Source organism: Mesorhizobium montanum, assembly GCF_033977145.1.
Classification (GTDB): domain Bacteria; phylum Pseudomonadota; class Alphaproteobacteria; order Rhizobiales; family Rhizobiaceae; genus Mesorhizobium; species Mesorhizobium montanum.
The window spans coordinates 232,447-244,817 of record NZ_JAVIJF010000001.1 but is presented as its reverse complement, the minus strand read 5'-3'; the positions used below and the strand labels follow the sequence as shown (position 1 = coordinate 244,817).

Sequence of the window (12,371 nt, the reverse complement as noted above, 5' to 3'; positions counted from 1 at the left end):
CTCATCAAACTCTAGAGCAAGGGATCGAGGATGAACTTCCTGTCCTTGACCGGTTTCTCCGGCTCGGGCGGCACCGGCTGCTTGGCGCGTTCTGCATCCTTGCGCGCCTGCTCCGCCGCCTCATATGGGGTGTCGAGCCCAGTCTTCCTGCCGCAGGCCGTGACGGTGACAACCGCCGCCAGCAGCGCGAGCGTCACCAAAATCCTGCTACGGGTCATCGATCCATCCGTTCGAAGCTGTTTTCTTGTGCCGCCGCTTTTAGCCGAGTTTTCGGCGCATTGCATCCCGGCAATTTAAGCCTTGGCGAGCCGCTTTTTCCAGTAGCGGATCTGCTTTCGCACTTCCGACGGCGCGGTGCCGCCGAAGCTTGTGCGGCTCTTCACCGAATTCTGCACGGCAAGCACCGAGAAGATATCGTCGGTGACGCCGGGATGGATCGAATGCAGGTCCTCCAGCGAGAGCTTCTCCAACCCGACCTTCTTCTCCTCGGCGAGCGCCACCGCACGGCCGGTGACATGATGGGCTTCGCGGAACGGAAGGCCGAGATTGCGCACCAGCCAGTCGGCAAGGTCGGTCGCGGTGGCGTGACCGGCCCCGGCGGCCTTCTTCATGGCGGCGGCGTTCACGGTCATGTCGCGGACCATGCCGGTCGTCGCCGCCAGCATCAGGTCGAGTGTCTCGGCGGCGTCGAAGACCGCTTCCTTGTCTTCCTGCATGTCCTTGCCATAGGTCAGCGGCATGCCCTTCATCACCGTCAAAAGCCCGACGAGATGGCCGTTGACGCGGCCGGTCTTGCCGCGCACCAGCTCCGCGGCGTCCGGATTCTTCTTCTGCGGCATGATCGAGGAGCCGGTGGAAAACGAGTCCGACAGGCGGATGAAGCCGAATTGCGGCGTCGACCAGATGATGATCTCCTCGGCGAGCCTGGACAGATGCGTCGCGCAGATCGCGGCAAGGCTTAAAAATTCGAGCGCGAAGTCGCGGTCCGAAACGCTGTCCAGGGAATTGCGCGTCGGCTCGCGGAAACCGAGCGCCTTCGCCGTCATGTGGCGGTCGATGCCGAAGCTGGTGCCGGCAAGGGCCGCCGCGCCAAGCGGGCTTTCATCCATGCGCGCGATGGCGTCATGGACGCGCGACAGGTCGCGGCCGAACATCTCGACATAGGCCATGCAATGGTGGCCGAAGGTCACCGGCTGCGCGGCCTGCATATGCGTGAAGCCGGGCATGACGGTCGCGGCATGCTCCCCGGCGCGTTCGAGGAACGCGGCGATCAGGCCCTTCAGCGCCTGGGCGACGCGCTGGCATTCTTGCTTGACCCAGAGCCTGAGATCGACCGCCACCTGGTCGTTGCGAGAGCGGGCGGTGTGCAGGCGGCCCGCCGCCGAACCGATCAGGTCGGCAAGGCGGGCCTCGACATTCATGTGGATGTCTTCCAGCTTGGTCGAGAATTCGAATGTGCCGGCCTCGATCTCTTTCAGAATCGTGTTCAGCCCGTGAGCGATTTTTTCTTGATCGGCCGCCGAAATAATGCCCGTTTCAGCCAACATCTCGCTATGGGCGATCGATCCGCTTATGTCTTGCGCATAGAGTTTGCGGTCGAAGCCGATCGACGCGTTGATGGCTTCCATGATCGCGGCCGGACCCGAGGCAAAACGTCCGCCCCACATCTGGTTGCTGGCCTTCTTGTCGCTCATCGCTATAACCCGTGCTCCGGAGCAGTTTTGAAATGGCAGACGGCAAAAGGTTCTTCTTTCCGGCTACGCGCCTCATCCTCGCCGCCCTGGTGGCGGGCGTGCTGGCCGGCGCGGTCGCGGTATATGTCAGCGAGAGCGGTTCTGGCAACAATGCTCCGGAGAAGGCCGCCGCGGTCGCCGGCAAGGACGATGCCGCCTGCGCCCCGAAGGCCGCACGGGCCAAGCAGATCGCCGCGAAAGCCGTCGGCCAGGTCGCGGCGCTGCAGCCGGCCGATCCGCCGCAATCTCTGAAAAACCTGGCCTTCAACGGCCCCGACGGCAAACCGATGACGATCGCGGACCACGCCGGCAAGACGGTGCTGCTCAATCTGTGGGCGACATGGTGCGCGCCGTGCCGCGCCGAGATGCCGGCGCTCGATGCGCTGCAGAAAGAAAAGGGCAGCAACGCCTTCGAGGTCGTGGCGGTCAATGTCGACACCGGCGACGATACGAAGCCGAAGAAGTTCCTCAAGGATATCGGCGTCGAGACGCTCGGCTATTACCGGGATCCGACGATTGCCCTGTTCAACGAGGCCAAGACGCGCGGGCTGGCGCTCGGGCTTCCGGTCACCATGCTGATCGATGCGGATGGCTGCCTGATCGCGCATATGAACGGCCCGGCCGAATGGTCGAGCCCTGACGCCAAGCGGCTGGTGGAAGCGGCGCTTGGACCCTGACCACCGGGTTCTTGTCGATCCGGAAGAACCGTCACTTCACCCGCACCGTTACCACCAGCGCCTCGTGGTCGGCGCTCGGGCCGCCGTCCGGCAACACCGCCGGCAGCGTCGCCGGCGCGCTTGCCGCAAGGCCGCGGGTGAAGAACCAGTCGATATGGCCGGCGGGCGTCAAGTCGCCGGCCGCGCGCCGCTGCGTCGGCTTGTCAAACGCATTGGCGTCGCGCCAGTCGTAGCCTCGCCCGGCCATGATCGCGAAGAGCGGCTCGTGGCGGTCGGGGCGCATCAGCCGGTCGGGTTCGGCGGCAATGCGCTTCAGCCACGCGGCCGGGTCGTCATTACGCTCCGGATAAGTGGCGGTCAGCGTGTTGAAGTCGCCGCCGATCAGGACCGGCGCGTCCGCGTCATATTTGTCGATGGCGTCGAGCAGGTGGCGTGTCTGGTCGGCACGGCCGGCGGGATCGGTGCGGTTTTCAAGATGCACCGAAACGACGGTGACCCGGCGGTCGCCGGCCAACACCTGGCCGCCGAGCGCCATGCGGCCGCCGATGCGCGGCTGGCCGTGCTCCGGCAGGAACCAGGCGCCGGCGGCATCGAGGCGAACGAGAAAAGGCCGCAACAGCGGGACGGCGCTGGTTATGGCATTGCCGTGGAAGCCCTCGGCGTTCCCGGCGCCGCCATTTGCCGCCTGCTCCGTTTCATTGCCGGTGCCGAGTTCCAGGAATTCGACGCCATAGGCGAAGGAATGGCTTAGACGATCGGCAAGCCGGCTCAGCAAATGGCCGTTACCGGAGCGCGCCATGCCCTTGTCGACCTCGGACAAAAGCACGATGTCCGGCGCCTGGCCGGCGATCGTTTCGGCGATGGCATCGACATGACGGAGCCGCTCGACGTTCCAAGCCATGACGGTCAAGCTCTCGCCGGCGCCCTCACGCGACGCCTTGCCGCCGATCTCTATCTCGCCAAGGGCGGGAATAGCGGCCGCGTGGCGCAGATGGGTGGCGCTGTCGCGTGGCCCGTCCCGCATCGCGTTGCGTTCGGTGACAGGGACGTGTGTGAGCTGCGGGACCAGCATGTGTCTTCCCATCCAGTTAGCGGTTAATCACGGAAGGTCTTTTCGACGCTTCGAGGCGCTCTAGCTTCCTAGAGCGCCGATGTGACGTTTTCATGCCGGCGCGACCGCTATCAGGGGAGGAGAGACGGGCTGTCCACAGGGGCTCGCCTACCGGTCCAGGGCCACAACAGAACTGTCACATACCTTCTCTATGAGAGCGGGCAAGGACTTGCGCAAAACCCTTGTCACACTGCCACTCAAGAGGGAAAAACCATGACGATCATCAAGCGGGGCTTCGCTGCCCTTGCCGCCGGCGCGCTCAGCACCGCGCTTGCGGTTCCTGCTTTTGCAGAGCCGGTTAAATTCGATTTCTGGTTCGGTCTGTCGGGCGATCTTGCCCGCGTCGTCGACACGCTGTGCAAGAACTTCAACGCCTCGCAGGCCGACTATGAGGTCGTGTGCACCAGCCAGGGCAATTACGACGCCACGCTGCAGAACACGATCGCCGCCTTCCGCGCCGGCAAGCAGCCGACCGTCGTCCAGGTCTATGACGTCGGCACCGCCACCATGATGCTGTCGGGCGCCTACAAGCCCGCCGACAAGCTGATGGAAGAGAACGGCTACAAGATCGACTACAGCGACTATTTCCCCGGCATCGCGCGCTACTACGCGACGTCGAAAGGCGAGATGCTGTCCTTCCCGTTCAATTCCTCGACGGCGCTGATGTACTGGAACAAGGACGCGTTCGCCAAGATCGGCAAGGCCGAAGCGCCGAAGACCTGGGAAGACGTCGGCGCCGACCTCAAGGCGCTTAAGGACGCCGGCTATGATTGCCCAATGGCGATCAACATCTCGGCCAACGAAAGCTGGCAGCTGATGGAGCAGTTCTCGGCCATCCACAACCAGCCGATCGCCACCAAGAACAATGGCTATGACGGCCTCGATGCCCGCCTCGAAGTCAACAAGACCAAGTTCGTCCAGTACGTCACCGACCTCAAGAAGTGGTATGACGCCGGCCTGATCAAGATCAAGTCGAAGGATCTCGGCCAGGATATGGTGCAGTCCTTCGCGACCGGCACTTGCCAGGTCATCATGTCCTCGGTCGGCGATCACGGCACCGTCGGCAAGACCCAGAAGGAAGGCATGAACTGGGACGTCGCCGAGCTGCCGGCCTATGCCGGCACCGAGCGCAAGAACTCGCTGGTCGGCGGCGCCTCGCTGTGGGTGCTCTCCGGCAAGTCCGACGCCGAATACAAGGGTGCGGCCGCCTTCCTGAACTTCATCCACGACCCCAAGACCGCTTTGTTCTGGTCGACCAACACCGGCTACATCCCGGTGACGAAGTCGGGCTTCGATTTCATGAAATCCAGCGGCTTCTACGACAAGGCGCCCTACAAGGGCCGTGAGGTAGCGATCGCCAGCCTGACCGCCTCCGAGCCGAACGAGATCACCCGCGGCGTTCGCCTCGGCAACTTCACCCAGATCCGCGCCGAGTTCGGCACGCAGATGCAGGCGATCTTCGCCAACAAGGTCAGCGTGCAGCAAGGCCTCGACACTCTGGTCAAGAACGGCGACGCGATCCTCGATCGCTTCCAGCAGACCTATCCGGGTAAGACCCTGCCCTGATCCCGGATACTGGAACGGCCGCCCGCCGAGAATCGACGGGCGGCCATTTCACATCTAGGTTTACCGAGAAGCGGACTGGCGGTTCAACGGCATCGGATCGATGGAAAAACGCGTCACTTTCGGCAAATGGACGATCGGCATCCTATTCGCGGTGCCGCAGCTTCTCCTGATCTTCACCTTCTTTTACTGGCCGGCCGGCCAGGCCGTCTACTGGTCGCTGACGCTGCAACAGCCCTGGGGCGGCGGCAACATCTGGGTCGGGCTCGACAATTTCCGCTCGATCCTGTCCAGCGCCGACTACTGGAACTCGATCACCGCCAGCCTTGTCTTTGCCGGGATCAGCACCGGTCTGGCGATGTTCATCGCGCTTGTGCTTGCCGCCTTGACCGACCGGCAGCTTGCCGGCTCATGGCTGTATCGCGTGGTGCTGATCTGGCCTTACGGCATTGCGGCGCCCGCGCTCGCACTGGCGTTCCGCTTCATCCTGGCACCGGAAGCCGGCTTCATGGCCGTCGTCAACCAGGTCTGGCCCGGCGTCTGGGATCCCGGTCTCGACGGCTCCGATGCGATGGCCTCGATCATCATCGCTTTCTCCTGGAAATATGTCGGCTATAACTTCATCTTCTTGCTGGCCGCCTTCCAGGCCATTCCGCGCTCGCTGATCGAGGCGTCGGCCATGGACGGCTCCGGTGTCCTTAGGCGTTTCTGGGACATCCAGTTCCCACTGATCACGCCGACGATCTTCTTCCTACTGGTCATCAATATCACCGAGAGTTTCCAGGACTCTTTCGGCATCGTCGACATCATGACCGCGGGCGGACCGGCCAACGCCACCAACCTGATGGTCTACAAGATCTATTCCGATGGCTTCAAAGGCCTGGATTATTCGGGCGCTGCCGCACAGAGCATCATCCTGATGCTGCTCATCGTCGCTCTGACCATCGTCCAGTTCCGCTTCATCGAGCGGCGCGTGCATTACCGGTAAGGCTGATATGGTCGAGCGCACTCCGATCCTGAACTTCTTCACGCACCTCGTCCTGTTCGTCGGCTTTGTATTCTGCGTCGCGCCGTTCGCTATCGTGGCGATCGCCGCCTCGCACAATCTGAAGGACGTCAACGATGTGCCGATGTCCCTGCTGCCGGGCAGCGATTTCTGGATCAATATCAAGACGGCGTGGACGACCGCCGATCTCGGCCCGAAGCTGCTGAACAGTTTCATCATGGCGTTCGGCGTTGCGGCGGGGAAAGTGATCATCTCGGCGCTGACTGCTTTCTCGATCGTGTACTTCCGCTATCCCGGCCGCATGCTGATCTTCTGGCTGATCTTCATCACGCTGATGCTGCCGCTCGAAGTGCGTATCGTACCCACCTACGCGGTGGTCGCCAACGTGCTCGAGCCCTACCAGGCGATCATGGACCTGACCGGCCTTTCATGGCTGATCGAACAGGTGTCGGGCGTGCGGGTCACGCTCAGCCTGGGTCTGCTCAACTCCTACAGCGGCCTGATTCTACCGCTGGTCGCCACCGCCACCGGCACGTTCCTTTACCGACAGTTCTTCCTGACAGTGCCGGACGAACTGACCGAGGCCGCGCGCATGGACGGCGCCGGCGCGCTGCGCTTCTTCGTCGATATCCTTTTGCCGCTGTCGCGCAACAACATGGCGGCGCTCGGCACCATCATGTTCCTGTGGGCGTGGAACCAATATCTGTGGCCGTTGCTCATCACCACGGACCAGTCGCACGCGATGGCGGTGACCGAGTTGAAGCAGCTCATACCCAATGTCGGCGGCGCGCCGGAATGGCACATCGCCATGGCCGGCACGCTGATCGTCATGCTGCCGCCGCTGATCGTCGTGGTGCTGATGCAGCGCTGGTTCGTGCGCGGCCTGATCGCCACCGAAAAATAAGGAGACAGAAAGATGGCCTCCATCACCATTCGCGGCGTCAAGAAGAATTACGCCAAGATGCAGGTCGTGCACGGCGTCGACCTCGACTTCACCTCGGGCGAATTCGTCGTCATCCTGGGGCCATCGGGCTGCGGCAAGTCCACGCTGCTCAGGATGATCGCCGGGCTGGAAGAGATTTCCGACGGCACGATCGCGATCGACAACACCGTGGTCAACAAGCTCGAGCCGCGCGAACGCGGCTGTGCCATGGTGTTCCAGAACTACGCGCTCTACCCGCATATGAGCGTGGCGCAGAACATCGGCTATTCGTTGAAGGTGGCCGGCGTTCCGTCGGCCGAACGCGCCCAGCGCATCCAGGCGGTGGCGCGGGTCCTGGAACTGGAACATTTGCTCGACCGCAAACCGATGGCGCTGTCCGGCGGGCAGCGCCAGCGCGTCGCCATGGGCCGCGCCATGATCCGCGAGCCGAAGGTGTTCCTCTTCGACGAACCGCTCTCCAACCTCGACGCCAAGCTGCGTGTGCAGATGCGCTCCGAGATCCGCAAGCTGCACCGGCGCCTCAGCGCCACCTCGGTCTTCGTCACCCATGACCAGGTCGAGGCGATGACGCTGGCCGACCGGCTGGTGGTGATGAATGGCGGCCGCGTCGAGCAGGTCGGCACGCCGGCGGAGGTCTACAGCAGGCCGGCGAGCCGGTTCGTTGCGACCTTCGTCGGCGCGCCGGCGATGAACATGCTCGAAGGCACCGTCACGCTCGACGGACTGTCATTGCTCGGCGACAGCCGCAAGCTGAACGTGTCGCGCACGGGCCTTCCCGTGGGCTCGAAAGTCGCGGTCGGCATTCGGCCGGAGGCGGTGCGCATGGTGGCAACGGGCACACCGGGAGCGCTCGCGGCGACTGTCGACCTCATCGAGGAGTTGGGCGCCGGCCGCGTCATCTATGTCGATCTCGACGGCGCGCCGTTCTCTATCGTGACGTCGGAGACTGTCCACCCCGAACCCGGCGGCACAGTCGGCCTGCAGTTCGCCGAATCGGACCTGCACTTCTTCTCCTCGGAAACCGGCGGCAGGCTCGACGTGTTCAAGGCTTCGGTGCCGGAACCGGCGCTGTGAGGCGCTCCTTGCATGGCTGACTTTACAAAATTCGATTGAGGGTTCGTGAAAATGAAGATCATCCAGGTTACCGACGTCCATCTCGATCGTCGGCGTCAGATACGTTATGGCGCGAACCTGAATGAGCGGCTCGATCGTTGCATAGACCATATCAATGCGCGGCACGGGGATGCCACGCTTTGCATCTTCACCGGCGACCTCGCAGACGATGGCGAAGCCGAGAGTTATGCCGATTTGAGATCGGCGCTGAGCCGGCTCTCCGTGCCGTATCGGCTGCTGCCTGGAAACCACGATCGGCGCGCCAATCTGATTGCCGCCTTCCCGGAAAACGGGACCGACGGCAACGGCTTCGTGCAGTCGGTTTTCGATACGCCGGAAGGGCGGCTTGTTTTTCTCGACAGCCTAGCGGAGGGGCGCGTCACCGGCGAGTTGTGCGACAGCCGGCTTGGCTGGCTTGATGCACGGCTTGGCGAGTCGGCAGGCAAGGCTGCCTATATTTTCCTGCACCATCCGCCGGTCGAACTTGGGCTCACGCTGCTCGACCCGCTCGGCCTCGAACAGGCGCAGCGGCTCATCGATGTGCTGACCCGCCACGGCAATGTCGGCTACATCTTCTTCGGCCATGTCCACCGCGACATCGCCGGCACCGTCGCCGGCATTCCGTTCTCGGTGCAGCGCGGCCTGCATGCCCGCTTCATGCTCGATCTGGTCGGCGACGAAGTGGTCGAGCAGGCGCCGCCCGCCTATTCGATCATCCTGATCGATGGCGCTCGCGTCGTCATCCACAGCTGCGATTTCCTGGAGCAATGGCCGCTGTGGTCGCCGGCGACCGGCCAGCGCGTGCGGTAGATCACCCGAGCAACAGTGTGGGCGTTCCCTGCCCTTCGATCAGCTTTACCGCTTTCCTGTCGAAGGACACGAAGGTTTCGCCACCGAGCCACTGTCCGTCGAACGCGATCACACCATCCGCGAAATCTCCACCGGCGTCGAGTACAGCCAGGCCCGCTTCGATCGTTGGCCGGTTGGCCACGACGTTGCGCATGTCGAGTATGCGGCGGATCGAGGCGGATATATCAGGCCGCGCAACCCGGTAACTTCTATCCAGCACCCAAACAAACTCGCAGAGCGCTTGAACGCTGATCGCGACCAATTCGGCCCCTTCCAGGGTCTCGGCTGCTGTCCGTTGCTGCGCTACGTCATCTCCGACGATAAGGCGCAACAGCACGTTCGTGTCGAGGCTGATCTTCACTTGCGCTCGGTTCCGCGCATCCCGCCTGAAGCGCCGGCGTCGGCGATCGCATCGTTGATCTCCTCGATCGAAAGCCGTGCGCCGTTCGTTTTGCCCTTGAGCATCCCGCTCAGCTCTTGCCAGGAGCCCTTGCCCTGGTCGGCTATCAGCTCCGCTCGCCCACCGGGTAGAAGATCAAGCCTGATCTTGTCACCGGGCTGGATGCCGAGGTGCTTGAGCACATCCTTCCGGAACGTGACCTGGCCCCGTGCTGTAACCGTCAATGTCGTCATGACGCGGCCTCCGAGTGCTAGAAATAATGCAGAACTGCATTATCTTCAAGACGAATGTCAAGCAAACACATGGGCCTTGCCGGTCACGGTGAGGCGCACGATCTCGCCGATCGCGGGCGCGTCCATGCCCGTCTTGCGCAGGATCAGCGGCGTATTGCCGATCGCGGCCGCATCGGGCGGATCCGGGCTGTTGAGCAGCCGCACCGCGACGGTGCAGACCGAGCCCGCGAATTCGCAGTCCGTCACCTCGCCGAACAGCATGTCCGGAGTGCCAGACATGCCTTCGCGCGAGGTCCGCTTGATGAGGACCTGCTCGGGCCGCAGCATGATGCGCGCGACATCGCGCCGTTCCTTGGTGTCGACCGCGATGCGGCCGAGCCGCGATGCGGCAAAGCCATCCGCGATCCTGGCCGGCACGATAATGGCGTCGCCGAGGAATTCGGCGACCATCCTGTCCCTGGGCTGGAAATAGAGCTCGCGCGGCGTGCCGACCTGCGAGAACAGACCTTCGCGCATGACGGCCACCTGGCTGGCGAAGGACAGCGCCTCGGCCTGGTCGTGCGTGACCAGGATGGTGGTGATGCCGGCCTCTTCCAGAAGCTCGGCAACCGCCTTGCGCATCGACGCGCGAAGGCCGGTGTCCAGCGCCGAGAAAGGCTCGTCGAGCAACATCAGACGCGGCTTCATCGCCATGGCGCGGGCGAGCGCCACGCGCTGCTGCTGGCCGCCGGACAACTCGTGCGGCCGGCGTTTCAGGACCGCCTTGTCCAGTCCGACGATATAGGCGAGTTCGACGATATGCTCGGCTCGTCTATCGGCATTCCGCGGGATGCCGAAACCGATATTGTCGGCGATGCTGAGATGCGGGAACAGAGCGCCATCCTGCGCCACCACGCCGATGCCGCGACGATGCGCCGGCACCGCCGCGTCGCCATTGGCCAGCTCCTTGCCGTCGAGCGAGATGCGGCCGCGGTCCGGCGCCTCGAAGCCGGCGATCAGCCTGAGCAATGTGGTCTTGCCGCAGCCGGAGGGGCCGACGATCGCGGTGCGGCTGCCGCTTTCGACTTGCAGATCGACGCCGGCGAGCGCCGCCACCGGGCCGTAGTTTTTCGCGACGCCGCTGAGTTCGAGAAAGCTCATCGTCCGGCCATCCGTTTCGACTGGACGTAGAGCCACCACGTCATCGGCAACGACATCGCCACCATGATCAAGGCATAGGGAGCGGCGGAAGCATAGTCGATCTCGCCGCTATAGGACCAGAAGGCCATGGCCAGCGTGCGGGTGCCGTTGGGCGCCAGCATCTGGGTGGCGGTGAGCTCGTTGGTGATGCCGAGCGCCACCATCGCCATGCCGGCGGCGGCGCCGGGCGCCGACAGGCGGATGGTCGTCGACCACAGCGCCTTGATCGGCGGCCGGCCGAGGCTGGAAGCGGCGCGTTCCAACTCCACCGGGGCTTGCGCGATCGAGGCGCGCAGGCTGACCAGCGCGCGCGGCAGGAACATCAGCGCATAGCCGAACAGGATGGTGAACAGCGTTTGGTAGAGCGGCAGCGCGACGCGCACGGTGATCGTCACCAGCGCCAGCGCGATGACCACGCCCGGCAACGCGCCGACGATGTAGTTGCAGCTCTCGAGCAGGCGCTGCAGCCGTCCCGGCGCGCGGATCGAGATCCAGGCCATCGGCATGGCGGCAATCGTTGCAAGCACCGCTCCGGCGGTGGCGAGGAACAGCGTCTGGCCGAGCGCCAGGCCGATCTCGTCCCAACGCCAGACATCGGTGCCGCCGGCGAGCAACCAGCGGCCCACGGTGACGAAGGGCACGCCGAGCGACAGCAGCGCGACGCCCGCCGGCAACAGCAGGCAGGCCAGGGTGGCACGGCCAAGGCGGGCGCGTTGCTGTTTGCGCGCGGCGCCGGAACCGACGCGGGCATAGCGTTCCTCGCCGCGTATCATCACCTCGAGAGCGAGCAGGAAAAGGCAGCAGACCACAAGCACGGCAGCCAGCATGTTGGCGGCGGGGCCGTTGAAGGTCGACTGGAACTGGTCGACGATCGCGGTGGTGAACGTGTCGAAACGGATGAAGACATAGAGGCCGTATTCGGCCAGCAGATGCAGGCCGACCAGCAGCGAGCCGCCGCAGATGGCGAGCCTGAGCTGTGGCAGCACGACGCGCCCGAAGACCCGCCACGGGCCAAGGCCAAGCGCGGCGGCGGCATCCTCCAGCGCCGGGTCGAGGCGGCGCAATGCGGCGGCGATCGGCAGATAGAGGAACGGGAAATAGGCGATGACGGAAATCAGCACGCCGGCCCAGAGTCCATGCAGGCCTGGAACAAAGCTGATCCAGGCATAGCTGTGCACGAAAGCCGGGATGGCGAGAGGCGCTACCGACAGCCACGACCACAGCCGATTGCCCGGCAGGTCGCTGCGCTCGGTCAACCAGGCCAGCGCCACCGACAGCGCGATGGCGATCGGCACGGCAATGACGACGAGAAGCACGGTGTTGACCAGCAGTTCGCCGACGCGCGGGCGCAAGATCAACGCTATCACGGTATCCCAGCCGGTCTGGATCGCGACCCAGACGATGAAGGCGAGCGGCAACAGCGCGAGCAAGGAGATCAGAGCGGCGGCGAGCGTGATCCACGACCTGGACCGGCGCTTCTTCATCCCGGCCGCCCGCGGCCCAGAACGCGTGAGGTGGATCGCGGACGCCATCAGTCGCAATAGGCCGCCTGGAAGCGACGCGA

General features: G+C 64.1%; 13 protein-coding genes. 6 read left to right on the top strand and 7 right to left on the bottom strand.

The window, feature by feature from the left end; translation table 11 throughout:
* Positions 1–11: 11 nt before the first annotated feature.
* Positions 12–218, bottom strand: coding sequence for a lipoprotein (locus RFM68_RS01140; RefSeq protein WP_095767477.1), 207 nt, complete (start codon positions 216–218; stop codon positions 12–14).
* A gap of 75 nt (positions 219–293) precedes the next feature.
* Entirely contained in the window at positions 294–1,694 is a 1,401-nt protein-coding gene (argH, locus tag RFM68_RS01135; RefSeq protein ID WP_320230809.1) for an argininosuccinate lyase, read from the bottom strand.
* A gap of 32 nt (positions 1,695–1,726) precedes the next feature.
* On the opposite strand from argH, the gene tlpA reads away from it, so the two are divergent.
* On the top strand, positions 1,727–2,410 hold the full coding sequence (gene tlpA, locus RFM68_RS01130) for a thiol:disulfide interchange protein TlpA (RefSeq protein WP_320230808.1): 684 nt from the start codon (positions 1,727–1,729) through the stop codon (positions 2,408–2,410).
* Between the two features lie 31 nt (positions 2,411–2,441).
* On the opposite strand, the gene RFM68_RS01125 is transcribed toward tlpA, so the two are convergent.
* Positions 2,442–3,482: an endonuclease/exonuclease/phosphatase family protein gene (locus tag RFM68_RS01125; RefSeq protein ID WP_320230807.1), complete on the bottom strand. Its 1,041-nt coding sequence runs from the start codon at positions 3,480–3,482 to the stop codon at positions 2,442–2,444.
* Between the two features lie 252 nt (positions 3,483–3,734).
* On the opposite strand from RFM68_RS01125, the gene RFM68_RS01120 reads away from it, so the two are divergent.
* The 5 genes from RFM68_RS01120 to RFM68_RS01100 all read left to right on the top strand — a co-directional run bounded on the left by RFM68_RS01120 (position 3,735) and on the right by RFM68_RS01100 (position 8,956).
* Positions 3,735–5,087, top strand: coding sequence for an extracellular solute-binding protein (locus RFM68_RS01120; protein ID WP_320230806.1), 1,353 nt, complete (start codon positions 3,735–3,737; stop codon positions 5,085–5,087).
* Positions 5,088–5,187: 100 nt separating this feature from the next.
* Positions 5,188–6,072, top strand: a complete 885-nt coding sequence (locus tag RFM68_RS01115) for a carbohydrate ABC transporter permease (RefSeq protein WP_320230805.1) — start codon at positions 5,188–5,190, stop codon at positions 6,070–6,072.
* 7 nt (positions 6,073–6,079) lie between these two features.
* Positions 6,080–6,994 carry an ABC transporter permease subunit gene (locus RFM68_RS01110; RefSeq protein WP_320230804.1) on the top strand — a complete coding sequence of 305 codons (915 nt, stop codon included), beginning with the start codon at positions 6,080–6,082 and terminating at the stop codon, positions 6,992–6,994.
* 12 nt (positions 6,995–7,006) lie between these two features.
* Entirely contained in the window at positions 7,007–8,107 is a 1,101-nt protein-coding gene (gene ugpC, locus RFM68_RS01105; RefSeq protein WP_320230803.1) for a sn-glycerol-3-phosphate ABC transporter ATP-binding protein UgpC, read from the top strand.
* A gap of 51 nt (positions 8,108–8,158) precedes the next feature.
* Entirely contained in the window at positions 8,159–8,956 is a 798-nt protein-coding gene (locus tag RFM68_RS01100) for a phosphodiesterase (protein WP_320230802.1), read from the top strand.
* A gap of 1 nt (position 8,957) precedes the next feature.
* Here the strand turns inward: RFM68_RS01100 and RFM68_RS01095 are convergent, their stop codons facing one another.
* From RFM68_RS01095 to RFM68_RS01080, 4 genes are read right to left on the bottom strand one after another with little or no spacing between them, the layout of a single operon-like run.
* On the bottom strand, positions 8,958–9,356 hold the full coding sequence (locus tag RFM68_RS01095) for a type II toxin-antitoxin system VapC family toxin (RefSeq protein WP_320230801.1): 399 nt from the start codon (positions 9,354–9,356) through the stop codon (positions 8,958–8,960).
* The gene (locus RFM68_RS01090; protein WP_320230800.1) at positions 9,353–9,628 is read right to left on the bottom strand and encodes an AbrB/MazE/SpoVT family DNA-binding domain-containing protein; all 276 of its coding nucleotides are present in this window, start codon (positions 9,626–9,628) and stop codon (positions 9,353–9,355) included. Before RFM68_RS01090 ends, RFM68_RS01095 begins: the two co-directional genes overlap by 4 nt.
* Positions 9,629–9,685: 57 nt before the next feature.
* Entirely contained in the window at positions 9,686–10,768 is a 1,083-nt protein-coding gene (locus RFM68_RS01085) for an ABC transporter ATP-binding protein (protein ID WP_320230799.1), read from the bottom strand.
* On the bottom strand, positions 10,765–12,339 hold the full coding sequence (locus tag RFM68_RS01080; protein WP_430694798.1) for an ABC transporter permease: 1,575 nt from the start codon (positions 12,337–12,339) through the stop codon (positions 10,765–10,767). Before RFM68_RS01080 ends, RFM68_RS01085 begins: the two co-directional genes overlap by 4 nt.
* Positions 12,340–12,371 lie beyond the last annotated feature (32 nt).